The sequence below is a fragment of the Sinorhizobium chiapasense genome, from assembly GCF_045277575.1.
Taxonomy (GTDB): domain Bacteria; phylum Pseudomonadota; class Alphaproteobacteria; order Rhizobiales; family Rhizobiaceae; genus Ensifer; species Ensifer chiapasense_A.
The window spans coordinates 1,311,437-1,335,252 of sequence record NZ_CP144205.1 but is presented as its reverse complement, the minus strand read 5'-3'; the positions used below and the strand labels follow the sequence as shown (position 1 = coordinate 1,335,252).

General features: G+C 61.7%; 19 protein-coding genes. 2 read left to right on the top strand and 17 right to left on the bottom strand.

What is annotated here, in order from left to right; genetic code table 11:
• Window positions 1-62: 62 nt before the first annotated feature.
• The 13 genes from QM996_RS06495 to QM996_RS06435 form a co-directional block, all read right to left on the bottom strand.
• The gene (locus QM996_RS06495; protein WP_483502355.1) at window positions 63-716 is read right to left on the bottom strand and encodes a protein-L-isoaspartate(D-aspartate) O-methyltransferase; all 654 of its coding nucleotides are present in this window, start codon (window positions 714-716) and stop codon (window positions 63-65) included.
• On the bottom strand, window positions 717-1,484 hold the full coding sequence (gene surE, locus QM996_RS06490; RefSeq protein ID WP_500269745.1) for a 5'/3'-nucleotidase SurE: 768 nt from the start codon (window positions 1,482-1,484) through the stop codon (window positions 717-719).
• A 27-nt stretch (window positions 1,485-1,511) separates the two neighbouring features.
• Window positions 1,512-2,795, bottom strand: a complete 1,284-nt coding sequence (serS, locus tag QM996_RS06485; RefSeq protein WP_500269744.1) for a serine--tRNA ligase — start codon at window positions 2,793-2,795, stop codon at window positions 1,512-1,514.
• Window positions 2,796-2,841: 46 nt separating this feature from the next.
• Window positions 2,842-3,684, bottom strand: a complete 843-nt coding sequence (gene tatC, locus QM996_RS06480; protein ID WP_500269743.1) for a twin-arginine translocase subunit TatC — start codon at window positions 3,682-3,684, stop codon at window positions 2,842-2,844.
• Window positions 3,681-4,358, bottom strand: a complete 678-nt coding sequence (gene tatB / locus QM996_RS06475; RefSeq protein WP_500269742.1) for a Sec-independent protein translocase subunit TatB — start codon at window positions 4,356-4,358, stop codon at window positions 3,681-3,683. The genes tatC and tatB overlap by 4 nt, the downstream gene beginning before the upstream one ends.
• Window positions 4,359-4,433: 75 nt before the next feature.
• Window positions 4,434-4,640, bottom strand: coding sequence for a twin-arginine translocase TatA/TatE family subunit (locus tag QM996_RS06470; protein WP_113537623.1), 207 nt, complete (start codon window positions 4,638-4,640; stop codon window positions 4,434-4,436).
• Window positions 4,641-4,731: 91 nt separating this feature from the next.
• Complete coding sequence (locus QM996_RS06465) at window positions 4,732-5,841, bottom strand: ABC transporter ATP-binding protein (RefSeq protein ID WP_500269741.1); 1,110 nt, start codon at window positions 5,839-5,841, stop codon at window positions 4,732-4,734.
• 77 nt (window positions 5,842-5,918) lie between these two features.
• Window positions 5,919-6,650 carry an SMC-Scp complex subunit ScpB gene (gene scpB / locus QM996_RS06460; RefSeq protein ID WP_500269740.1) on the bottom strand — a complete coding sequence of 244 codons (732 nt, stop codon included), beginning with the start codon at window positions 6,648-6,650 and terminating at the stop codon, window positions 5,919-5,921.
• On the bottom strand, window positions 6,643-7,509 hold the full coding sequence (locus QM996_RS06455; RefSeq protein WP_500269739.1) for a segregation and condensation protein A: 867 nt from the start codon (window positions 7,507-7,509) through the stop codon (window positions 6,643-6,645). The genes scpB and QM996_RS06455 overlap by 8 nt, the downstream gene beginning before the upstream one ends.
• 36 nt (window positions 7,510-7,545) lie before the next feature.
• On the bottom strand, window positions 7,546-8,562 hold the full coding sequence (nagZ, locus tag QM996_RS06450; RefSeq protein WP_500269738.1) for a glycoside hydrolase family 3 protein: 1,017 nt from the start codon (window positions 8,560-8,562) through the stop codon (window positions 7,546-7,548).
• A 153-nt stretch (window positions 8,563-8,715) separates the two neighbouring features.
• Window positions 8,716-11,646, bottom strand: a complete 2,931-nt coding sequence (locus QM996_RS06445; protein WP_500269737.1) for an SPOR domain-containing protein — start codon at window positions 11,644-11,646, stop codon at window positions 8,716-8,718.
• A gap of 63 nt (window positions 11,647-11,709) precedes the next feature.
• Window positions 11,710-13,470, bottom strand: a complete 1,761-nt coding sequence (gene argS / locus QM996_RS06440; protein WP_500269736.1) for an arginine--tRNA ligase — start codon at window positions 13,468-13,470, stop codon at window positions 11,710-11,712.
• Window positions 13,471-13,566: 96 nt separating this feature from the next.
• The gene (locus tag QM996_RS06435) at window positions 13,567-14,784 is read right to left on the bottom strand and encodes a deoxyguanosinetriphosphate triphosphohydrolase family protein (RefSeq protein ID WP_500269735.1); all 1,218 of its coding nucleotides are present in this window, start codon (window positions 14,782-14,784) and stop codon (window positions 13,567-13,569) included.
• Window positions 14,785-14,996: 212 nt separating this feature from the next.
• Here QM996_RS06435 and erpA point away from each other — a divergent pair, with 212 nt between their 5' ends.
• A complete protein-coding gene (gene erpA, locus QM996_RS06430) occupies window positions 14,997-15,329 on the top strand; it encodes an iron-sulfur cluster insertion protein ErpA (RefSeq protein ID WP_057255803.1) in 333 nt (110 codons plus the stop codon).
• A 30-nt stretch (window positions 15,330-15,359) separates the two neighbouring features.
• Here the strand turns inward: erpA and QM996_RS06425 are convergent, their stop codons facing one another.
• Window positions 15,360-16,823, bottom strand: coding sequence for a phospholipase D-like domain-containing protein (locus QM996_RS06425; protein WP_500269734.1), 1,464 nt, complete (start codon window positions 16,821-16,823; stop codon window positions 15,360-15,362).
• Window positions 16,824-17,029: 206 nt separating this feature from the next.
• On the opposite strand from QM996_RS06425, the gene xth reads away from it, so the two are divergent.
• Window positions 17,030-17,821: an exodeoxyribonuclease III gene (gene xth / locus QM996_RS06420; RefSeq protein WP_500269733.1), complete on the top strand. Its 792-nt coding sequence runs from the start codon at window positions 17,030-17,032 to the stop codon at window positions 17,819-17,821.
• A gap of 68 nt (window positions 17,822-17,889) precedes the next feature.
• On the opposite strand, the gene exoR is transcribed toward xth, so the two are convergent.
• From exoR to QM996_RS06405, 3 genes are all read right to left on the bottom strand, one after another.
• Window positions 17,890-18,696, bottom strand: coding sequence for a tetratricopeptide repeat protein (gene exoR, locus QM996_RS06415; RefSeq protein WP_500269732.1), 807 nt, complete (start codon window positions 18,694-18,696; stop codon window positions 17,890-17,892).
• Between the two features lie 473 nt (window positions 18,697-19,169).
• The gene (locus QM996_RS06410; protein WP_500269731.1) at window positions 19,170-20,414 is read right to left on the bottom strand and encodes an OmpP1/FadL family transporter; all 1,245 of its coding nucleotides are present in this window, start codon (window positions 20,412-20,414) and stop codon (window positions 19,170-19,172) included.
• 486 nt (window positions 20,415-20,900) lie between these two features.
• Entirely contained in the window at window positions 20,901-23,741 is a 2,841-nt protein-coding gene (locus QM996_RS06405) for a valine--tRNA ligase (RefSeq protein ID WP_500269730.1), read from the bottom strand.
• Window positions 23,742-23,816 lie beyond the last annotated feature (75 nt).

Genomic DNA, 23,816 nt, shown 5'->3' with positions numbered 1-23,816 from the left:
CGAGGCTGGGCGCGGTTAAAATTTCCTTAATGCACCAGCCGGAATGTTCGGCAGCAGCCGCATCATAGGAACGAAGCGAGCTGCGGCACGATCGGAAGGTAAGGCGCGTCGAACAGATCTTCGCGGTCGAAGCGACTTCCCGTTCGATTGACCCGGACGACCCGGCAATGGGTCTCGCTCATCATGATCGGCACCACCAGGGTTCCGCCGGAGACGAGATGATCGGAAAACATGCGCGGCAGGCTGTTGAAGGCAGCCGTAATCAGGATGCGGTCGAAGGTCCCCTCGCCCGGCACACCGGCGCTGCCATCGGCATGGCGGACGATGACATTGCGAACGCCTGATTTCTCGAGGTTCTTCTGCGCTGTACCAACAAGTGTCTGATAGCGGTCGATGGTCAGGACACGCTCGGCCACCCGCCCCATCACCGCCGCGGTAAAGCCGCTGCCCGTTCCAACCTCGAGGATGCGCTGTCCTGTCTTCAGGTTCAGACAGTGCAGCAACCGCACGGCAAAATCATAGCCTTCCATGAACGAGCCGCAGTCGAGCGGAATCGTCCGCTGCGAATAGGCCTCGGCCTGATATTGCGGCGGCGCGAACAGGCCGCGCGGAGTCTGCTCGACCGCCTTGAGGAGATCATGATTGGTGATGCCTGCGGCGCGCAGCCGCAGCACCATCTTGGCAAAACCTTCCTGTTCCGAAACGCGCACGCTCAATCAATGAGCCCCTTCGTTCAATGCCCGCATCAGACGGTCCTGGACGGTATAGTCCGTCAAGTCGAGCTTGAGCGGCGTTACGGAGATGTGATTCTCGCGCAGTGCATGAATGTCGGTTCCGGCACGGAAATCGCCGAAGCGCTCACCGAAGCGCAACCAGAAATAAGGAAAACCACGGCCGTCGGTGCGCTCATCGATCGACAGGCCGAAGTCGAGCTTGCCTTGCGACGTTACCTCGACCCCTGCAACGGTGTCGGCTGAGCAATTCGGGAAATTGACGTTGAGAAGCGTGCCATCGGGCAGATCCACGGCCATCAGCTTGCGGATCAGGCCCGGCGCATGCGTCTCCACCACATCCCAAGGCACGGTCTTGCCGACGGCGTGGTGATAGGCCTGGCTGAGCGCGATGGAGCGAATGCCCTGCAACGTCCCCTCGATAGCGCCCGCCACCGTGCCGGAATAGGTCACGTCATCGGCCATGTTGGCACCGATGTTGACGCCCGAGAGCACGAGATCGGGCTTGCGGTCCAGCACCTTGCGGACGGCCATGATGACGCAATCCGTCGGCGTCCCCCGCAGCGCAAAGCGCTTCTCCGTGATCTGGCGCAGCCGCAGCGGCTCCGACAGGGTCAGCGAATGCGCCAAGCCGCTCTGGTCCGCCTCGGGCGCCACGACCCAGACATCGTCCGAAATCGTCCGGGCCACCCTTTCGAGCACGGCGAGGCCTTCAGCATGGATGCCGTCATCGTTTGTCAGCAGGATCCGCATGGATGCCGTCCTTCCCTTGACGTCCGTTCAGTCCGCCTTCTCGATGCGCTTCTGGCCGCCCATGTAGGGCACCAGCACATCCGGCACCGACACCGAACCGTCTTCGTTCAGATAGTTTTCGATGACGGCGATCAGCGCGCGCCCGACGGCGACACCGGAACCATTCAAAGAGTGAACGAAGCGCGTTCCCTTGTCTTCCTTGGTCCGGTAGCGCGCATTCATCCGGCGCGCCTGGAAATCGCCGCAGACCGAGCAAGACGAGATCTCGCGATAGGTATCCTGTCCCGGCAACCATACTTCCAGATCATAGGTCTTGCGGGCGCCGAAACCCATGTCGCCGGTGCAGAGCGTCATCACGCGGTAGTGCAGACCGAGGCGCTTCAGCACCTCTTCCGCACAGGCGGTCATGCGCTCGTGCTCGTCGATCGAAGTTTCGGCATCGGTGATCGAAACCAGTTCGACCTTGTTGAACTGGTGTTGGCGCAGCATGCCGCGGGTGTCGCGACCGGCCGAACCGGCCTCCGAGCGGAAGGACGGCGTCAGCGCGGTGAAGCGCAACGGCAGCTTGTCGCCTTCGAGGATCTGCTCGCGAACGATGTTGGTGAGCGGCACTTCCGCAGTCGGGATCAACCAGCGATCATCCGTGGTTCGGAACAGATCTTCGGCAAATTTCGGCAACTGGCCGGTGCCGTACATGGCGTCGTCGCGCACCAGAAGCGGCGGCTGCACTTCGGTGTAGCCGTGTTCCTGGGTATGCAGGTCGAGCATGAACTGGCCGAGCGCCCGCTCGAGCCGGGCCAATTGTCCCTTGAGGATCGTGAAACGCGAACCGGAAATGCGGGCGGCCCCCTCGAAATCCATGAGACCCAGGGCCTCGCCGATTTCGAAATGCTCGCGCGGCTGGTGGTTCCAAGTGGGCTTGTTGCCGACCACGCGCTTGACGACATTGCCGGTCTCATCCTCGCCGACCGGAACATCCTCGAGCGGGATGTTCGGAATGCGGGAAAGCGCGTCGCTGAGCTCGGCTTCCACCTTGCGGCTATCTTCCTCGAGCGCCGGCATGGCGTTCTTGAGTTCGGCCACCTCGGCCTTCAGCTTGTCGGCAAGCTCGGCATTCTTCTGCGCCATGGCCGCACCGATATCCTTCGAGGCGGCGTTGCGGCGCGACTGCATATCCTGCAGCGACTGAAGGATCGATCGGCGGCGTTCGTCGAGAGCGATCAGCGACGCCGACAAAGGCTCCGCGCCCCGCTTCGCCAGGGCGGCGTCCAGCATCTCGGCATTTTCACGGATCCATTTGATATCAAGCATTGTCGTTCCACGCGTTGGTCAACTCACGGCGCGAAATCTCGAATGCTCAGCCCTTGGCGGGGCCGACCTCTCCGGAAGATCCTTCCTGCGACTCGGCAACTTCGCTCTTGAGCGCGTCCGCTGCCCGCTGTCTTTCGACGAGTCGCGCCGTATAGATCGAAATTTCGTAGAGAAGGATGGCTGGCAGCGCAAGGCCGATCTGGGAAACCGGGTCAGGCGGCGTGAGCACGGCCGCAACCACGAAGGCAATCACGATTGCGTACTTGCGCTTCTCGGCCAGGCCCTGCGACGTGACGAAGCCGACGCGTGCGAGAAGCGTCGTGATCACCGGGAGCTGAAAGACCAGGCCGAAGGCAAAGACCAGCGACATGATCAGGCTCAGATATTCCGAGACCTTCGGCAGAAGCTGGATGGCCACCTGCCCTTCGCCGCCGCCCTGCTCCATCGCCAGGAAGAACCACATCACCATCGGCGTGAAGAAGAAATAGACCAGGGCGCCGCCAAGCAGAAAGAGGATCGGCGAAGCGATCAGGAACGGCAGAAACGCGGCACGCTCGTTCTTGTAAAGGCCCGGAGCCACAAACTTGTAAATCTGCGCAGCGATCACCGGAAAGGCGATGACCAGTGCGCCGAACATCGCCACCTTAATCTGCGTAAAGAAGAATTCCTGCGGGGCCGTGTAGATCAGCTCGACATTGCGATGGTTCAGGCCGGCCCAGCCTACTGCCCATTTGAACGGCAGCACCAGGAGATTGAAGAGACCCTTGGCGAAGTAGAAGCAGACGAGGAACGCCACGAAGAAGGCGCCGACCGCCCACATCAGGCGCCTGCGCAATTCGATCAGATGCTCGATCAGCGGCTGCGGCCGGTCCTCGATATCGCCGCTCATGCTTCACCTTTCTTGCGCGTGCTGGCGCGCGGCTTGGACGTCTTGGTAGCCGGCTCGGTTGAAGCGGGCTTCGACGACGTCTTCTCGGCCACCGCCTTTGGGGGCGCCTTTGCCGAAGTCTTGAGTGCCGCCGCCTTGGGCGTTGCGGCTTTCTTTGCTGCCGGCGCCGGATCGGCCTTCGCCCTTGGCGCCCGCTTGGGCTTCTCGGCCGGGACGGCTGGATCGGCGCGCTCCAGCTGGCGGGTGGCTGAGCCCAGGGCGGCTGCGGCAACCGCATCCGCGGGCTTTGCTTCCGCCACAGCCGCGGGAGCGGCCGCTACCGGCTCCGCAATGGCGGGCTCGGTCGTAGCCGTTGTGACAGGCTTGTCGGGTGTCGCAGCCTTCTGCAGGTCCGATTTGATCTCGTTGCCGATCTGGCGAAGCGGATTCATCGCGTCCCTGAGCGCATTGGCCGGGTTGAGGCTCTGCGCATCGCTGATCGTCTTGCGAACCTCGTCGAGGTCCGCTTCGCGCAGCGCTTCGTCGAATTGCTGACGGAACTCCGAGGCCATGCCGCGCATCTTCGCCGTCATGCGGCCAAACGCCCGCAGCATAGGCGGAAGATCTTTCGGCCCGACAACGACGATCAAAACGATGGCGATGACGACAAGCTCGGTCCAGCCGATATCAAGCATTCGAAATGTCCTGCAAACCCGTGATGGGAACTGGTCCGATACCGATACCGGACCGGCTCCACCGACGCCAGACCGTTAGCGAACTTCGTCGGACTTGTGGTCAACGGTCTTGCTGTCGAGCGTCTTGTCGGTCGCGCCCGCTTCCTCGTCGCTCATACCCTTCTTGAAGTTCTTAATGCCCTTCGCAACATCGCCCATCAGTTCGGGAATCTTGCCACGACCGAACAAGAGCAGCACTACGACCAAAACGATCAGCCAGTGCCAAATGCTAAAGGAACCCATGCTCTTACTCCTCTGAGCCTTCCCCGATATAGGCTCTTTCACATGTCAATTTTCAGGCGCGCGCTAAACACGCCCTTCTTTGCGACAGAACCTAAGATGCAGAACCATCTTTTTCAAACAGTAATATATCCCGCTCGTTAACTGAAAGCATTACATCGCGCAATCCTTGCGGCAATTGGTCCGCGCGGATGCGCGCACGCACCACATCCTCACAACGCGGCACCGCCAGCTCCAGCAGTTCCACAACACCGATGAACCGACGAGAGAGGATACGCGCGGGAATCTCGCCCTCATTCTCGCCGACACGCACGCCGGAAAGCCTGACGGCGACCGAAACGCGCTCCCCTTCGTGGTGGCGCCCGGCCGCAACGGTGCCGACCGGCGTGTCGACGCGGCCATTGCGAACCTGTGCGTTGAACACGTTGATTTCCGAGAAGAACCCGGCTGCGAAAAGATTTCTCGGATGGCGATAAAGCTCATCTGCCGTGCCGACCTGCACCAGTCGCCCGTCCTGCAGAAGCGCAATTCGGTCGGCCATGCGCATCGCTTCTTCCGCGTCGTGGGTGACGACGATCGCGGTTGCCCGGGTCTCTCTGAGGATGGCGAGCGTATCGGCGCGGATCGAATCCTTCAGGCGCGAGTCGAGACCGGAAAACGGTTCGTCCATCAGAAGCACGGCGGGGCGTGGCGCGAGCGCGCGCGCCAGTGCCACCCGCTGCTGCTCGCCGCCGGAAAGCACATGCGGGTACTGGTTGGCGTAATGGGAGAGCCCCACACGCTCGAGCGCCGCATCCGCCTGGTTCAGGGCCTCCTTCTTCGGAAGCGCCGTCAGGCCAAAGCGAACGTTGTCGCGAATGGACATATGCGGGAAGAGCGCGAAATCCTGGAACATCAGGCCGACACCGCGTTTTTCGGGCGGCAGGAAGACCGAGGGGCCGGAAATCTCCTGGCCATTGAGCAGAAGCCGTCCCGCGCTCTGCTTCTCGATCCCTGCGGCGATACGCAGCAGGGTCGTCTTGCCGGACCCGGACGGGCCGAGCAGGCAAAGGACTTCGCCGGCCTTGGCCGCCAGGCTGACGCCCTTGATCGTTTCCTTGGCGTGATAGCTGTGATGAATGTCTTCGAAGGTCAGGCTCGCCGCGAAGGATACACCCGCCCGTCGTGTCGTCATGACGGGAGCGTCCTGCGGATCTAAAACCATGCTTGCATTCCTTGACACCAGTCGTGCCCGGCAAAAATGCCGGGCGCCGGGGAAAGCCGATATCCCCATTCAGGTTTTTAATCGGCTTCTTCGCCCTTCGGTGTCAAGAGCCCCAGTTCTTCAAGGTCAAGCTGGGTGATGGGGTCTTCATTCTCGGCAAGCTCGTCTTCGCCCACGGGAACGGGAATATTGAGATTGGACGGCACGCGGCCAGAGAGCAGCCCTGCCCCCTTCAGCTCCTCGATACCCGGCAGGTCGCGCAGTTCCTCGAGGCCGAAGTGATCGAGAAAGTCACGGGTAGTACCGAAGGTCACCGGCCGGCCCGGCGTACGCCGGCGTCCCCTGAAGCGGACCCAGCCTGCCTCCATCAGGACGTCGAGCGTGCCCTTCGATGTCTGGACGCCGCGGATATCCTCGATCTCGGCGCGGGTCACCGGCTGATGGTAGGCAATGATGGCGAGAACTTCGAGCGCAGCGCGCGAGAGCTTGCGGACCTCCTGCTCGTCGGTCTGCACCACGAAGGAGAGATCGGCGGCCGTGCGGAATGCCCAATGGTCCGCGACCTGGACAAGGTTGACGCCGCGCGTCGCATAGAGCGCCTTCAGCCGCCCCATGATCTGCCTGACATCGGCACCCCGCGGCAGCCTGCTTTCGATATAGGCCTCCGACACCGGCTGCGCCGAGGCAAAGACCAGGGCCTCCGCGATCCGCTCGGCCTCTTGTTCCAGCCGAGGATCCAAGGACGGCGTCGTATCGATATCGTCGTCCTCGTCGGGAGCGTCCGGCATGTATTTTTGGGCTTCAGCCACGGGCTGCCTCCATTTCGGCAAGCGTCTCCGCATCGATCGGATTCGGTCCGCGCCGAAGATAGATCGGCGCAAAGGCCTCTTCCTGACGGATCTCCAGCCGGCCCTCGCGGACCATTTCGAGCGAGGCGGCAAAGGAGCTGGCGATCGCCGTTGCCCGCTCCTTCGGCGTCGTCATGTAGCGGATAAGAAAATGATCGAGCGCTGTCCAGTCATCGAGCTCGCCGATCATGCGTGCCAGGATCAGGCGTGCGTCGGCGAGAGACCAGACGTGGCGCTTCTCGATCGTCACCTGCGTGATCGCCTGGCGCTGCCGCAGGCTCGCATAGGCGCTCAGGAGATCATAGAGCGAGGCGTCGAAACCGGACTTCTTCTCAGTGACGATATGTTCCGGCGCACCGCGAACGAAGACGTCCCGGCCAAGCCGGTTTCTGTTGACGAGCCGTGTTGCCGCCTCGCGCATCGCCTCCAGCCGTTTCAGCCGGAAAGCCAGGGCCGAGGCCATTTCCTCGCCAGTCGGACCATCGTCCTTCACCTGCTGCGGGATCAGCAGCCGCGACTTCAGATAGGCAAGCCATGCCGCCATGACGAGATAGTCGGCGGCGAGTTCGATGCGGATGCTGCGCGCCCGCTCGATGAAGGCGATATATTGCTCGGCGAGTGCCAGTACGGAGATGCGCGAAAGATCGACCCGCTGGCTGCGGGCGAGATGAAGCAAGAGATCGAGTGGGCCTTCGAAGCCGGCGAGATCAACCACCAGCGCTTCTTCATGCAGCCCGCGCTCGGCAGTCTCCTCCTGCCACAGGGGCTCCATCGGCGCCTTCGACGCAGGCTTGCCTTGTCTTTCGCCCGCATTGCTCACTGACAGTCCGATCCTTTCCCGCTGGCCGCGCCTGCCTTACCCTGTTGCGAACAGACCGTTGAACTCGGCCCGCAGATCGCTTTCGTTCGCATCGTCAGGCGCCCGGAAGGCCGCCTCGGCGATCCTTGCCCGACGCAGGCTCTCGCCGGCGAGAACCGGCACGACGTCGGCGACGGCCTTCATTTCTTCCATTATGCCATGACAATGCAAGACGAGATCAAGCCCCGCGGCAATGATGTTGCGCGCGCGGGTGGTCATGTCGCCGGCAAGCGCGTTCATCGAGACGTCGTCCGACATCAAAAGACCGTCGAAGCCGATGTGCCCGCGAATGATCTCGCGCACGACCTTCGCCGAGGTTGTCGCCGGGTTATCCGGATCGATCGTCGTGAACACCATGTGCGCCGACATCGCCATCACTTCGTCCTTCATCGCGACAAAGGGCAGGAAGTCGCTGACGGCGAGTTCTTCGAAAGTCGCACTGACCACGGGCAGGTTGTGGTGCGAGTCGACGAAGGTGCGGCCGTGACCGGGCATGTGCTTCATGACAGGCAGCATGCCGCCGGCCTTCAATCCCTCGCCCATCGCGCGGCCGATCGCCGTCACGGTCTCAGGGTCATGACCATAGGCGCGATTGCCGATAACATCGTGGCTTCCTGGCACCGGCACATCCAGCACCGGCAGACAGTCGACGGTGATTCCGAAGCGCATCAGGTCGAAGGCATGCAGGCGCCCCATGAGCCAAGCCGCGCGCAGACCCATTTCCGCGTCGCGGCGGTAGATCTCACCGATCGCCGCACCGTTCGGATATTGCTGGACGAGCGGTGGCCGGATGCGTTGCACGCGTCCGCCTTCCTGGTCGATGAGCACCGGCGCATTCGGATTGCCGATGCTGTCGCGAAGCGACGCCACCAGATCGGAGATCTGCTGCTCCTCGCCGATGTTGCGCCCGAACAGGATGAAGCCCCATGGCCGCTCGCCGGCAAAGAACTGGCGTTCGTCTTCGTTAAGAGAAAGGCCCTTGCAGCCCGAGATAAATGCTTTTGATTCGCTCATTGAAAGAGCATAGAGCGGGCGCCGCCCGGCGCGAAGCCACAAAGACGAAGCCCCGTCGTTCATTCACAAGGCCAAGGGCGATCGAAGCCCTGAAAATGCGAAGGGCGCGGCCCCCGAGCCGCGCCCTCCTCAAACTCTATCGGTGTGCCAGCCTTACTTGGTCACCAGGCAGCTTCCGCCAGCCCCCTTGTACTTGGAGCACAGAGCGTTTGCCTCTTCCTTGGATCCGGCCGGGATACGGACGCGATAGTAGGTCCCCTTGCCGGCGATCTCCGCCTTGCGGATGTCGACGCCGCGGCCGCCGATGACGTTCGCGAACTTGTTGGAAAGGCTATTGTACGACTTCTGCGCCTCAGCTTCCGACGGCAGGGACGCGACCTGGATGAAGTAACCACCGGTCGGAACCGAGGCCGTTGCCACCTGCTGCGGCGGCTGCGCTTCCGGTGTGGCGGCGGTCTGCTCTTCAGCCGGGCGAACATTGCCACCGTCTGCGGCCGCAGCGGCCACTTTGGCCGGCTGCTCGGCCGGACGCGTCTGCGGCGTCGGCGCCTTCTCGGCCGTTGCCGTCGTCGTCACGCTGCGAACCGGCACCTCTTCGATATTGGCATTGCCCGTTGCAGCAAGCGCGACCTGGTCGTCATTGGCGGACGCCTGACCGGCAGCGCTGACCTCAGCCGAGGCGACTTCCTTCGAGGGCGTTTCCGGCAGCGGCTGCGTTGCCCCGGCAACATCGGTCGCAGGCGCGGCAACCGGCTCTTCACGAGCAACCAGCGTGCCGTCCGGCTTGACGATCATCGTGCGCACCTTGCGCGGTGCGACGGCAGGCGCCTTGTCTTCTTCCTGAGCAGCCGTCTGGGTGCCGCCGTCCGGCAGCAGGCGAGCGCCATCCTCGTCGTCCGCAGGCAGGTTGGCCTGCGGGCCATCCGAGTCGTCACTGCCTTCGAGCGGCAGCGTTTCCGGCGTCAGCGTCTTCTGAACGACATCCATCGGCTCTTCGGTCGAGGAAACCAGTGCTTCCTGCTGCGGGGCACCGGCCTGCGCTCCAGCGACACGATCGTAAACTGCCTTGTCCTGATTCGGCACAGTCTTGCCGCCCTTTTCTTCCGGCACGACCTTAACCGGCCCCTTATCGGCGAGAATGATCTTGGGGCCCTCGGCCGAAGTTGCGGCATCACTGCCGCCCATCCAGGCATAGACTGCCGCGCCGCCGAGAATGATGACGCCAGCAACGCTTGCGGCAAGCAGCATCGTGCGCTGTGACCGCCGGCCGGAGCCGTAATCGCGATAGTCGCCCGCATCGTCCTGGCCTTGCGCCGCGGAAACCCGCTCCGCATCGCGCGTCGGGGACTGCCGCTCGGTCATGGAGCGGCGGAAGTCCTCCTCCATCGCCTTTTCGAATTCGTCGAAATCATCGAGCGCGCCGGCACCGAACGACGGATTTGCATTTGCGGCTGGGGCAGGACGAACCGCCTCGGCCTTTTCAACGGCTGCAGGACGGGCATCCTTGGCGACCGGAGCCGGCGTGCCGAACAGCTGCGCCATTTCCGCGTCGATATCGAGATCGTAATCCGCCGGATAGGCGACCGGCTTTTCCGTTTCGATGACCGGCAGCTGCGGCACCTCCATGTCGGCGATCGGCACAACGCCATTCTCGGCTTCGGCGATCATCGAGGGATCGAAGGGCAGCGTGCTTTCGGGCTGCGCGTCCTGCTGCTCAGCCTGGGCCGGAGCTGCGAAAGTCTCGACGGAGCGTTCCGGTTCGCGCTGCGGAGCTACGGTCTCGACGACGGGCTGCACAGCAGCCTGCGGCACGGCGGCAGGGGCCGCGGCAACCGGTTCGGTCGGGCCGAGGTCGGCGAGATCGAGCTTCAGCGCGGCATCGGAGAGCTCCATCTCGAAGTTCTCGATGTCGAAGCCCGGCTCGTTTTCCGGTTCCGCGACGGGCTGTGCTGGCTGGGCGGCCTCGACCACCGGCGTAGCGGCGGGCGTGGTGACCGCGGCAGCGGCAACCGGAGCGGCCGGGGATACGAGCGGGCCTGCAAAGGCGCGCTGTTGGCTCGCGCCGGTCGGCGAAGCGACAGGCGTCGCCCGGCTAAAGGTCGGCGTAAAGGGATAGGGGCTCTTCTTCGCCGGCGTCGCGACCGTATTTACTGGGGCGACGGCAGGCACAACAACCGGCTGTTCCGTCGCGTGAAGCGCCGGATGAGACTGAACGGCAGCGGCAACGACGGCAGCGACCGGCGGAACCGGGAAGCGCTCGACATCCGCGAGAAGCTCGTCGCGGGCAATTTCATGGCTCGCGGGCTCTTCCGGAATTGTCTCGTTCGCGTATGCGACCTCATTCAAGCGCTCCTCCGGAGCGACGTCAGGGCCGGCAACATCAAGGTTGGCAACATCAAGGTTGGCAACCTCAACGCTCGGCTCGCCGTAGACCGGGAACGGCTCGGCGACAGGGGCAGGCTCGGCCCAAGCGGTAGAGGGTTCTGCGGCCGGCGACTGCCAGGCGTCCGCAACCTGTTCCTTCGCCTCGGATGTCGGCGCTTCTTCGAACGGCAACAGATCGGCTTCGCCGAGCGACAATTCGAGCTCACGCTCCAGATCGAATGCCGGCTCATCAGTGCCGAATTCCGCGCCATCGCCTTCGGCAACCGGAGGGGCGGCCGAGAACGATTGCACCTCGAAAGCCTGATCCGGCTCCTCTTCAACGACAGAGGCTGGCGCTGCGACCGGCTCCGGCTGACGGAATATCGGCGCTTCGTATTCTTCCGCGAGGTCGGCTACCGGCTCGATTACCGGCTCGATCCGGGCCTCTTCGACCGGCTGCGGCGCCGAAACCGGCTCCACAGCAGGCTGCTGCACAGCGCGGGGCGCATCATAGCTGTCGAAGGCGCGAAGAAGTTCGTCCTCGAGATCGAAGGCGGGATCCTGACGGACCGCCTCCTGATGTCGCTGCAACTCTTGCAATTGCTGTACGGCCGGCCGGGCATCGTAACCGACGATCCGGGCGAGTTCGGCCAACGGATCATCGTCTGCCAATACGTCGAATTCAGCCGGCCCGCTTCGTGCGAATTGTTTGTCTGCCATGCTCTCCACTCACAATTGCCTGTATTTATGTGCCAGTGCATTGTGGGAAAATGGTGACAATACTTATCGCATTTCCTCCGGTGCGGAGGTGCCTGTAATAGACAGGCCGGACTTCAATACCGAAGCGACAGCATGCACCAGCCCGAGTCTGGCAGTACTTAATTCTCTATTTTTATCGTTAACAAAACGTAATTCCGGATTCTCTTTACCTTTGTTCCAGTGTCCGTGGAAGGCAGCGGCAAGATCATACAGGTAAAACGCGATGCGATGCGGCTCCTGAGCCAGTGCCGCCGCCTCGATCACGCGCGGATATTCTGCGAGCTTGGCGACGAGCTGAAGCTCCGTCGGATCCTCGATCTGCCCCTGTACGGCACCAGCAAAGTCGAGCGATTCGATATCCAGATCCGGGAAAGCTTCCGCCGCCTGACGGAACACCGACCGGCAACGCGCATGAGCATATTGCACGTAGAAGACCGGGTTATCCTTCGACTGTTCTGTAACCTTAGCAAAATCGAAGTCGAGTGGCTCGGAATTCTTCCGATAGATCATCATGAAACGAACCGGATCACGGCCGACTTCATCGACGACGTCGCGCAGCGTAACGAAATCGCCGGAGCGCTTCGACATCTTCACCGGTTCGCCGTTACGGAAGAGCTTGACCAACTGGCACAGCAGAACCGTAAGCTTCGACGAACCGCCTGATACGGCGCGTGCCAGCGCTTCGAGCCGCTTGACGTAACCGCCATGGTCGGCGCCCAGCACATAGATCATTTCGTCGAAGCCGCGATCGAACTTATCTTTGAAGTAGGCGACGTCGGCGGCGAAATAGGTGTAGCTGCCATCGGACTTGATCAGCGGGCGGTCGATGTCGTCACCAACCTCCGTCGAGCGGAACAGCGTCTGCTCGCGATCTTCCCAATCCTCCGGAAGTTGCCCCTTCGGCGGCGGCAGCGTGCCCTTGTAGACGTGCCCCTTGAAGGTCAGGTCGTTGATCGCGGTGCGAATCGCAGCCGCTCCATTGGCGTGCAGCGTCCGTTCGGAGAAGAAGACGTCGTGATTGACGTTCAGCGCCGCGAGATCTTCGCGGATCATCGCCATCATGGCACCGATCGTCCGGTCCTTGACGAGGGGCATCCACTTGTCTTCGGGCATCAGGCGCAGGCTCGTGCCGAATTCATCGGCGAGCGCTTCGCCGACCGGAACGAGATAGTCACCCGGATAAAGACCCGCCGGGATCTCCCCGATGTCCTCGCCAAGCGCCTGGCGATACCGCATGAAGGCGGAACGCGCGAGAACGTCGATCTGCGAGCCGGCATCGTTGATGTAGTATTCCTTGGTCACCGCATAGCCGGCAAAGGCCAGCAGGTTGGCAAGCGCGTCGCCGACGACGGCGCCGCGGCAGTGGCCGACATGCATCGGTCCCGTCGGGTTGGCCGAGACATATTCGACGTTGACCTTGCGGCCCGAACCGACGGTGCTGCGGCCATAGTCAAGGCCCGCCCGCACCACGTTCGACAACAGTTTCTGCCAATAGGATACTGAAAGCCGGACATTGATGAAGCCGGGGCCGGCAACGGTCACATCGGTGACTTCCGGGTTCTGCTTGAGCTTTTCAACGATGAGTTCGGCAAGCGCCCGCGGGTTCAGGCCGAGCGGCTTGGCCAGCACCATGGCGGCATTGGTCGCCACGTCACCGTGGCTCGGATCGCGCGGCGGCTCGACATTGACACGGCCGAAGTCAAGATCGGATCGCTTTTCTCGAACGCTTTCAAGCGTTTCGAGAATGTCCTTAATTCTTGATTCGAAGTCCGTGAAGAGATTCATCTGATCCGTCCGCTTTTCCCGACCACATGTGGCCGGTGCAAAACTCAAAAAGGAGGCTCGGTTCGGTTGAACCGTAAGCCTCCGGGCGGGGCGTCCCTACCGCAAATCCGGCGTGTGGTCAAACAAGCGCTTGTGCACGCTGATTGCGAAGGTATCGGTCATGCCGGCAAGATAGTCGCCGACATGACGGGCCCGCGCCGGTTCGGCCATGCCGGCAATCTGATCGATCCAATAGTGCTCCCGCATCAATTGCGGGTCATCCATGAAAGCATGATAGAGATCGCAGACGATCGACGCCGCTCCCTCCCGCACCCGCATCACTTCGGGGTGCCGGTAGATGCGGGTCATCAGCAAGCGCTTTATCTGCTTGTCGGTCTCGCTCATCTCGTCGGAGAAGGTCGCCATGACCGTACCCGCCTGACGCACCTCGCTCGCGCTCTCAGGGCGAATGTCCGCGATGCGCTTCTGGGCGACACCGATCACGTCCTCGACCATCGCCGTGATCTGGCGACGCATGATTTCGTGCGTGAAGCGGCTACTTTCAAGGCCGGGATAGCGGTCATGGACCTCGCGCATCAGACGGGCAAGGAACGGAACGTCTTCCAGCATCTCGAAGGTCAGATAGCCGGCCCTGAGGCCATCGTCGATATCATGGGTGTTGTAGGCAATGTCGTCGGCGATGGCCGCGACCTGCGCCTCAAGGCTCGCATAGCTCGCCAGTTCCAGATCGTGCAGCGCGCAATAATCGAGGATCGGCTGCGGTACCGGTCCGCGCGTGCCCTGCCCGTCGGGCGTCAGCAGCGGTCCATTGTGTTTGACCAATCCCTCCAGGCTTTCCCAGGTCAGGTTCAGCCCGTCAAACTCGGCGTAGCGCCGTTCGAGTTTCGTGACGATGCGCAGCGACTGGGCATTGTGATCGAAACCGCCGTAGGGCTTCAGCATCTCGTGCAAGGCGTCCTCGCCCGTATGCCCGAATGGTGTGTGACCGAAATCGTGAACGAGGGCGACCCCTTCGGCGAGATCCTCGTCGAGCTTCAGCGCGCGGGCGAGTGCGCGGGCGATCTGCGCCACTTCGATCGTGTGCGTCAGCCGCGTGCGGTAGTGGTCGCCGTCGGCGGCGATGAAGACCTGCGTCTTGTGCTTCAGCCGGCGAAAGGCCGTCGTGTGCACGATGCGGTCGCGGTCACGTTGGAAATCCGAGCGTGTCGCGCTCGATTCTTCCGGATAGAGCCTGCCGCGCGTCGCCCAGGGATTCGACGCGAACGGCGCATGTTCACCATACCCGAAGCCCAGCGCATTTTTGTCGAATGTCATTTTGCACCCAAATCGTCATCCCATTGACGGGACATTGAAGCCTTCATACCTATAGTGAAAGCCACGGAAACGCGTCGCGCAAGCATCGACCGATTCCGCAAGCGAAAGCAACGGCTTGGCCGCGGGAGTTGAAACCACCTCCGGAAGCGGCCGGGACATTGCTGGAACAACAATCAAATCTCTCCGGTTCTTGACCCCGGCAGGAGGCAGATATGACGCAAGAAACCGTGACCCTTTCGGACGCTGCTGCAAAGCGGATCGCCACGATCCTTCGTTCGGACAGTCACAACAATGCCATGCGGGTGTCCGTGGAAGGTGGCGGCTGCTCGGGATTCTCCTACAAGTTCGACCTGGTCGACAGCGCAAACGACGACGACCTGGTGCTGGAGAAGAACGACGCCAAGGTTCTGATCGACAGCCTTTCGCTCGTCTACATGGGCGGCTCGGAAATCGACTTCGTCGACAACCTGCTCGGCCAGTCGTTTCAGATCAAGAATCCGAACGCGGTCGCAAGCTGCGGATGCGGAACGAGTTTTTCCATCTGACACGGCCAGATGGCCCGATCGGGGTCGCCGTCACAGATATGGCGACCCGAGCCAAAGCAAACGGTTCGCCAACCGGTCGACGAGCGGCTTGGCGCGCAATGCCTCGAGCGTCACGGGCTCGGCCGATGCCTGAACATCCGATATCATCCCGCTGATCGTATGGGCGAAACCGTCGTCCAGCACTTCGAGATCGAACTCGAAATTGAGCCGCAGCGAGCGCGGGTCGAGATTGGTCGATCCGACATAGGCCCAGCGCTCATCCACGATCAAGAGCTTGGAATGGTTGAAGGCGCCTGCGGCACGCCAGACGCGGCAGTGGCCCTTCAAGACCTGGTCGAATTGCGCGGTCATCGCACGATCGACCAAGAGCAGGTTGTTGACCGCGGGGACGATGATATCGACGTCGACTCCCCGGCGGGCCGCAGTGACCAACGCGCTGATCAGTTCGCGGTCCGGAAGGAAATAGGGCGACATCAAGCGGATGTTCTTCCGCGCCACCGAGAATGCCCCCATCAGTATCTTGTGATTGGTTTCGTTGGTGGCGTCCGGCCCTGAGGGTACGGCGCGCATCAGCACGGAAGGTGCATCTGCCGACGGGGGCATGTCTTCGAGAGCCCAGGCGCCGCCCGCCAGCATCTCACCGCTGGAAAATTGCCAGTCCTCGGCGGCGACCTGAAAGATGTCGGCGACCACCGGGCCGCTCACGCGAAAATGCGTATCGAGCGCCGGTATTTCGCCGGGGATCTCGTTGGTAAAGCCGGCGCGGATGTTCATGCCACCGGCAAAGGCAACCCGTCCGTCGACGACGAGGATCTTCCGGTGCGTGCGCAAATTGGCATAGGGCAGCCTCAGTCCCATGATGATATTACCGTTGAAGACGGCCGTCGGAACGCCGGCTGCCTTCAAATGACCGACGATGCTGGGCACGGAGTAGCGCGCGCCGACTGCGTCGATCAGCACGCGCACCTCGACGCCGCGCGCGACCGCGGCGATCAAGGCATCGGCGAAGCGAAGGCCGACCACGTCGCGATCGAAGATGTAGCTCTCGATCAGGATGCTGCGCTGCGCACCGGCGATGGCCGTCAGCATGGCCGCATAGGCGGCGTCTCCGCCGGAAAGCACCTCGATGCCGTTGCCGGAACACATGCGATGGCGGGAAACACGATCCCCGAGAATTTTCATCGCGGCAAAACGATTCCCGAAGCGTCCGGCAATGTCCGTTTCGGAGATATCGAACTTGCCGAACTGGTCGGGGCCCTGGCCCCGCAACAGCGCGCGCTGCGAGCCGATCGAGGAGCGGCGGATACGGTTGATACCGGCGACGGCATAAAGCAATGCCCCGACGATCGGCGAGAGCAGAACGACACCGACCCAGCCGGCTGCGGCGCGAACGTCGTCCTTGGTCATGGCGGCGTGAATGGCAGCCGGGATGCCAAGCGCGAAGGACAACAGCGCCAGGATATGCGGCCAGTAGTTCTGCACGAGATCGATCATGCGCCGGACTATAGCCGGCCATGAAGCGGAATCAATTCGAGCACCCGCACCTATACCGTATAAACTGTGCTCGGCGCCGCACGCCGTCGTTGCACCTTTCCTGCGGGCCTGAAAGGCCGCAGGTATCGGATTTGTCAAAAGAATCGGGAGCAGCTAGAAGATTCTCGGCGTCAAGGACTCACCGATATGGAAGGGCGTTTCGAGCCATGAAGATTGCGACCTGGAACATCAATGGCGTTAAGGCGCGAATCGACAGCCTCTTGGCGTGGCTCAAGGAAGCCAATCCGGACATCGTCTGCCTCCAGGAAATCAAATCTGTCGACGATGGCTTTCCTCGTCTGGAAATCGAGGCGCTCGGCTACCATGTCGAGACCCACGGCCAGAAGGGCTTCAACGGTGTCGCCCTGCTCTCCAAGCTGCGCCCGGACGAAGTCAACCGCGGACTGCCCGGAGACGACTCGGACGAGCAGTCCCGTTTCATCGAAGGCGTGTTCTCGGTTGCCGGCGGCGTGATCCGCGTCTGCTCGCTCTACCTGCCGAACGGCAATCCCGTCGATAGCGAGAAGTACCCCTACAAGCTTTCCTGGATGCGCCGGCTTGCCGCCTATGCCGAGCAGCGCCTTCTGCTCGAAGAGCCCTTCATCCTGGCCGGCGACTACAATGTCATCCCGGAGGAGCATGACTGCTGGGACATCAAGGTCTGGCAGAACGACGCTCTCTTCCTGCCTGAAACACGCGCGGAGTTTCGGCGCCTGCGCAATCTCGGCTTGATCGATGCCGTGCGGGCGACGTCGGACGCGGTCCCGCTCTATACGTTCTGGGATTATCAGGCCGGCTGCTGGCCCAAGAATTTCGGCATTCGCATCGACCATCTGATGCTGTCGCCGGAGGCAGCCGATCGTTTGGTTTCGACCGCGATCGACAAGCATGTGCGCGCCTGGGAAAAGCCCTCGGACCACGTCCCGGTCATCGGCGAGTTTGCCTTCGTCGCCGCCTGAGGCGCGGAGCTGCCGTTCGGCTATTCCGTATTAGCTCTGCTGTTTTTGTGGGTTGTTCCGCGGTGAGATCAGTCGTCGTCGCCCTGCATGTGCAGGTTCTGCGACAGGGCGATTGCCGTGCGGCGGTCGTCCTCGCTCGCCAGCGAGAACGCTTGCTCCTGCATCGACTGCATCCAGGGCCGATCCTTCGGCGAACACTGGTCGAGCGCGGCAGTCATATAGGCGAGACCACGGACGGTCTGGCCTTCCTGGAAAATCACGTTGCCGAAGACACCCATGGCGCCGGCATGGCCGCTCTTGCGGGCCCGATTGAGCCACTTCTTGGCTTGCTGAACGTTGACATTGCCGCCCTCGCCCGAGAGCAGCATGCGCGCAAGCTGGAACTGCGCCTCAGCGACCCCAAAGGTCGACGCCGCCTGGAAATAGAGTTGCCGCGCCTGGGCCATATCCGACTTGATCGGGCTGTCGGGAATGCCGCGTCGGTAGTAGCCGGCAAGAGAGATCAATGCGTTGACGAAGTAACCGGTATCCTCGGAACCCGGCTCCACGCCCTGCTGGGCGATCTCGCTATAGATCTTGAAGGCTTCGAGGTCGTTCTCGGCGACACCGTCGCCATAGGCATACATATTGGCCAGAGCCCAGCGCGAGCCGGTATGCCCCTTCTCCGCTGCGTATTTGTAGGCTTCGATGGCCTCGTCCTTGCGACCGTTCTTGTAAGCGGAGAAACCGAACTTGAAGAGCGCGAAGGGACCGGATTCCTTCGTAACGCCTGCCCCCGGATCAAAGGCAAAAGCCGGCATGGTGATGGTCCCGCAGACCGCCAGCGACACGCCGAGTATCGCAACCTTCAGTGACTTCAGTTCACCCGCAAGCATCACAGTCTAATTCTTCCGTTCCAGCCGGCCACGCCGAACTCATCACCGCTGCAAACACAAACACCCGGGCGACCCGCCGCCGCCCAAAACTTCACCACATCCGTCGACGATATCGACGCGCCCATTCCAGAACGAAACTTCGACACATCCGCCGAAAAGACCATTTCAGTCGACCGCTTGCACAAAAGCACCGGAGGCCACATCTGACGTGAACATCGACAGTCCAAGTTTCATTTCACACCAAACGCCGCAGGTTTCGTTTTCACGTTGCAGGTTTGTCCCTACTATCGCTGCTCCCTGTTTGTGGCGGGAAATGGACATAGCCGGGACGAGTCCGATGCTAACAAACTCTAGCATTAAATGTGTTGCTGAATCGTCACATTGCGGGACGCTACTGGCGCTTGGTTAAACACTCCACACCAAAAGAAAGGCCCGGTTGAAACCGGGCCCTGAACGGTCTGATTAACGAAGGATCAGAACTTGATCTTGATCGAAGTCGAGACGGCTGCGAAGTAGTCGTCGTCGAAATCGTACTTCACGTCGGTACCGACGGGCTGTCCCTCAAACGTCTGCGGACCGGAGCTGCCGCCCGTCAGTATACCGACCGCACCGGCGAGGCGGAACTCCAGGTTCTCGGTTGCGGCATAGGAAAGCCCGGTGCCGAATGTCCAGGTGTCGGTCTGCGTGCCGAAGCCGTGGCTCGTGCCGCGGTCCCAAGTGATGCTGGCCGCGCCGCTGAGCTTGTCGGTAAACTTGTGGCCGATACCGCCCGAGATTGTCCAGCCGTCGCGGTAGAGCAAGTTGAGGCTCGTGCAGGGCGTGAGCGGGTTGGCCGTACGCGGGCAGAAACTCAGAACCTGGAGTTGGCTCCAGTCAGTCCACTTGACCGAGCCGAACGCCACCCAATCCGGAGCGATACCCGACTGCACCTTCAACTCCAGCGAATCCGGCATGGAAGCGTTGCCGAAAACATCATACTTGGTGCCCGGGATCCGAACCAGACCCACGCCAGGGATCACCACCGGAAGCGCCGCTTCGCGCAGATCGATCGAGCCGGAAAGGTCATCCAGATCGACCGCGCTGTTGTAAACGAGGCTTGCCCGCACAGCATACTCAGGAATCTCGTAGGCAACGCCAGTGCGCCAGCCCCAGCCTGTACCTTCGAGATCAAGTCGACCGGAGCCATCAAAGGTGCCGAATGCCGGTACGACCTGACGTTCTTTGAAACCGCCGACCTCCTGGTAGAAAACACCACCGATCACACGGAACTGGCCCGGGCCGACCGCCCACTTGTAGGAACAGGTCGCAGCATAGTTGTCACTTTCGACCTTCGTTTCGGCGTTATCATTGGCGCCGGCCCAGTTAAATCCTGGCTTCGAGTGCGCGCCCCAGGGCTGCGAATAGTCAGCCATACAGTCGAAGCCTTCGCCGATCCCAGCCTTGATGCCGACGCGCGGCACCCAGTAGCTCTCGGTGTCGCGAACGCCACTGGACGGACCACCAGGCGTACCGTTCAACGGGTTGAGATCGACGACGTTATTGAGTTCGCGCTGCGGATTGACGTAGGTTGCCGACGCTTCTGCCGCGTAGTCCGACGGGTCGAACAGCAGGTCGATGTTGTAGCCACCGCGCTCGAGACCGCCGGCGTGGGCCGCCGACGCAAACAGCAAACCAGCCGCCACCGTCAGGACGCCACGCTTAAAATTCATGTGAGCCATCAAGCTCCTCCCCTGCACTGCACTCTGCGACATTCCACCTCATGCCGCGTGTGGCGAAAGTATTCTCACGAACATGTGAAATCGCAAATGCCGGAGGCAGAGGTGGTGCGGCACTATGGGTCACATGATTTACGTAAGATTCTCATGATTTAGACACATTCGCGCATTTCCGAAATGATATTCCGGGAAATAGGTAAATAAGCCAATAAAATAGGAAAAACTTCCAACACTCGCGAAAGCTGTGTCGCGGAGACAACAATATTGGTTTTTGCTGGAGACCACAAAAATGGCCATTGAAACTCCGCCGGCACATGCCAAGCGATTTCGTGAACGGTCTACAGTATTCGGCCCGGCGATTCGATCGCGAAGCTCATACGCGCAAGTATATCCGGTCATGCTAAAATAAAAAATCCGCGACATAGCTGCCGCGGATTCTGATTTTCTTGGTCGACTGATCCTGGGGCGAATACACCCCTAGCGTGCTTCCTAACCGGCTTCCGCCACGCGGGTCAGAGCGACGCCAAGCGATTCCTTCTGAAGATCGAGCTCCACCAGACGCTCACGCTCTGCTTCCACCAGTTCAGGCTTTGCGTTCGCAACGAACTTTTCATTGGCCAATTTGCCAAGAATACGCTCGCGCTCTGCCTCCACCTTGGTGATCGCCTTCTCCAGGCGCGACTTCTCGGCGGAGAGATCGATCAGGTTGCCGAGCGGCAGGCACGCGGTCGCCTCGCCGACGACGATCTGGGCGCTGCCGCGCGGGGCGACAGACGCATGGTCGATGTGTTCGACACGTGCCAGGCGGGCGATTGCCGGGGCATGCTGCTGCAGGCGCTCGCGCGTCAGGTTGTTGGCACCGACGACGATCAGCGGCGCGGTTGCCGCCGGCGGGACATTCATCTCCGAGCGAACCGAACGAATGCCCGAAACGAGGTCGATCAGCCAGTTGATCTCGTCGGCAGCGGCATCGTCGGCATAGGAAGCCGCCGGCCATTCGGCGTGGCAGAGCAGCGTCTCGCGTTCGCGGCCCTCGCCTGCCGTCTGCCCCCAGAGCTCCTCGGTCATGAACGGCATGAAGGGATGCAGTAGCTTGTAGATCTCGTCGAGAACATAGGCGACGCAGGCCTGCGACTCGCGCTTGGCCGCCTCATCCTCGCCGTTGAAGACGGGCTTCAGCAGTTCAAGGTACCAGTCACAGAACTGGTTCCAGACGAAACGATAGAGACTGCCGGCCGCTTCGTTGAATCGATAGGCCTCGATCGCCTCGGTGACGTCGCGGATGGTGCGCGAAAGCTCCGTCAGGATCCAGCGGTTGATGGTCAGCGATGCGGCCTCGGGGATGAAGCCTTCGCTGTCGACGACGCCGTTCATCTGGGCAAAGCGCGTGGCGTTCCAGAGCTTCGTGCCGAAGTTGCGGTAACCGGCGATACGAGCGGGATCGAGCTTCACGTCGCGGCCCTGCGCGGCCATGATCGCCAGCGTGAAGCGCAGTGCATCGGCGCCATATTCGTCGATGAGTTCGAGCGGGTCGATGACGTTGCCCTTCGACTTCGACATCTTCTGGCCGTTCTTGTCGCGAACGAGCGCATGGACGTAGACCGTATGGAACGGCTCGACCGGGGTGCCGTCTGCATCCTTCATGAAGTGCAGGCCCATCATCATCATGCGGGCAACCCAGAAGAAGATGATGTCGAAGCCGGTCACCAGCACGTCGGTCTGGTAATACTTCTCCAGTTCGGGCGTCTCGTTCGGCCAGCCGAGCGTCGAGAACGGCCAGAGCGCCGAAGAGAACCAGGTGTCGAGCACGTCTTCGTCGCGCGTCAGGATTTCGCCCGGCTTGAAGTTCTCGAGCAGGTCCTCGACATAGGCCTTCATCGGACCTTCATGCGCAAGATAATGCTGGATCGCGGCGTGCAGCGCCTCTTCCTCGGTCTTCTCGACGAAGACCTGACCATCGGGGCCGTACCAGGCCGGGATCTGATGCCCCCACCAGAGCTGACGCGAAACGCACCACGGCTGGATGTTCTCCATCCACTCGAAGTAGGTCTTCTCCCAGTTCTTCGGAACGAAATTCGTCCGGCCTTCCTTGACCGCAGCAATCGCAGGCTTCGCCAGCGTCTTGGCGTCGACGTACCATTGTTCCGTCAGGCGCGGCTCGATCGGTACACCGCCACGGTCGCCGTGTGGGACCATGTGCTTGTGCGGCTCGATCTTGTCGAGCAGGCCAGCCTCTTCGAAGATGCGGACGATGATCTTGCGAGCCTCGAACCGGTCCTTGCCTTCGAGCTCGTCCCATGCGCCATGCAAGGCAGCCGGGTCGGTCAGTCCTTCGAGGAACTCCTCGTTGTCCTTGACGGTGATGCGGCCGTCGATCGTCATGATGTTGATCGCGCGCAGGCCTGCACGCTTGCCGACATCGAAGTCGTTGAAGTCGTGCGCAGGCGTGATCTTCACCGCGCCGGTACCGGCCGTCGGGTCCGCATAGCTGTCGGCAACAATGGGAATGCGCCGGCCGACGATCGGCAGGATGACATGCTTGCCGAGGAGCGGCTTGTAGCGCTCGTCGTCCGGATTGACGGCAATGCCGCTGTCCCCGAGCATCGTTTCCGGGCGGGTGGTCGCGACGACCAGATAGTCGCGCTTCTCCCATTCGGTCGCCTTGCCTTCGTCATTGAAGGCGACTGGATATTCATAGGTGACACCAGGCTCGAGCGGATAGCGCAGGTACCAGAGATTGCCATTGATCTCGTGCTGCTCGACTTCCAGATCGGAAATCGCCGTCAGAAGCTTCGGGTCCCAGTTGACCAGGCGCTTGTCCTTGTAGATCAGCCCTTCCTTGTAGAGCGAGACAAAGACCTCCAGAACCGCCTCCGACAGACCGTCATCCATGGTGAAGCGTTCACGCGACCAGTCGCAGGACGCGCCAAGCCGCTTCAACTGGTTGAAGATCAATCCGCCGGATTCGGCCTTCCACTCCCAGACCTTCTCGATGAAGGCCTCACGCCCCATCTGGCGACGGTGCAGCTGGGTTTCCATCAGCTTGCGCTCGACCACCATCTGCGTCGCAATACCGGCATGGTCCATGCCCGGCTGCCACAGCACGTCCTTGCCGCGCATACGCTCGAAGCGCACCATGATGTCCTGAAGCGTGTTGTTGAGCGCGTGGCCCATGTGCAACGAGCCGGTCACGTTCGGCGGCGGGATCACGATACAGAAGCTGTCGGCGCCGGGCTTGGCACCCGCGCCTGCACGAAACGCGTTTTCTTCGTCCCACTTCTTGGCGATACGTGGATCGACGGATGCGGAATCGTAGGTCTTATCAAGCATTTTGGAGCCAATTTAGGAGAGTGATGTCTGTGTCTTGTAAACCGGAACGGCCGGTGCAAGTCAACACGAACGCAA

Bases quoted from the DNA above. Each gene is read 5' to 3' on its own strand.
- tatB (WP_500269742.1), bottom strand. From the start codon at position 4,358: ATGCTTGATATCGGCTGGACCGAGCTTGTCGTCATCGCCATCGTTTTG.
- QM996_RS06465 (WP_500269741.1), bottom strand. From the start codon at position 5,841: ATGGTTTTAGATCCGCAGGACGCTCCCGTCATGACGACACGACGGGCG.
- QM996_RS06410 (WP_500269731.1), bottom strand. From the start codon at position 20,414: ATGGCTCACATGAATTTTAAGCGTGGCGTCCTGACGGTGGCGGCTGGT.
- QM996_RS06435 (WP_500269735.1), bottom strand. From the start codon at position 14,784: ATGACATTCGACAAAAATGCGCTGGGCTTCGGGTATGGTGAACATGCG.
- QM996_RS06470 (WP_113537623.1), bottom strand. From the start codon at position 4,640: ATGGGTTCCTTTAGCATTTGGCACTGGCTGATCGTTTTGGTCGTAGTG.
- QM996_RS06445 (WP_500269737.1), bottom strand. From the start codon at position 11,646: ATGGCAGACAAACAATTCGCACGAAGCGGGCCGGCTGAATTCGACGTA.
- serS (WP_500269744.1), bottom strand. From the start codon at position 2,795: ATGCTTGATATCAAATGGATCCGTGAAAATGCCGAGATGCTGGACGCC.
- QM996_RS06425 (WP_500269734.1), bottom strand. From the start codon at position 16,823: ATGATCGATCTCGTGCAGAACTACTGGCCGCATATCCTGGCGCTGTTG.
- tatC (WP_500269743.1), bottom strand. From the start codon at position 3,684: ATGAGCGGCGATATCGAGGACCGGCCGCAGCCGCTGATCGAGCATCTG.
- exoR (WP_500269732.1), bottom strand. From the start codon at position 18,696: ATGCTTGCGGGTGAACTGAAGTCACTGAAGGTTGCGATACTCGGCGTG.
- argS (WP_500269736.1), bottom strand. From the start codon at position 13,470: ATGAATCTCTTCACGGACTTCGAATCAAGAATTAAGGACATTCTCGAA.
- QM996_RS06405 (WP_500269730.1), bottom strand. From the start codon at position 23,741: ATGCTTGATAAGACCTACGATTCCGCATCCGTCGATCCACGTATCGCC.
- xth (WP_500269733.1), top strand. From the start codon at position 17,030: ATGAAGATTGCGACCTGGAACATCAATGGCGTTAAGGCGCGAATCGAC.
- nagZ (WP_500269738.1), bottom strand. From the start codon at position 8,562: ATGAGCGAATCAAAAGCATTTATCTCGGGCTGCAAGGGCCTTTCTCTT.
- surE (WP_500269745.1), bottom strand. From the start codon at position 1,484: ATGCGGATCCTGCTGACAAACGATGACGGCATCCATGCTGAAGGCCTC.
- erpA (WP_057255803.1), top strand. From the start codon at position 14,997: ATGACGCAAGAAACCGTGACCCTTTCGGACGCTGCTGCAAAGCGGATC.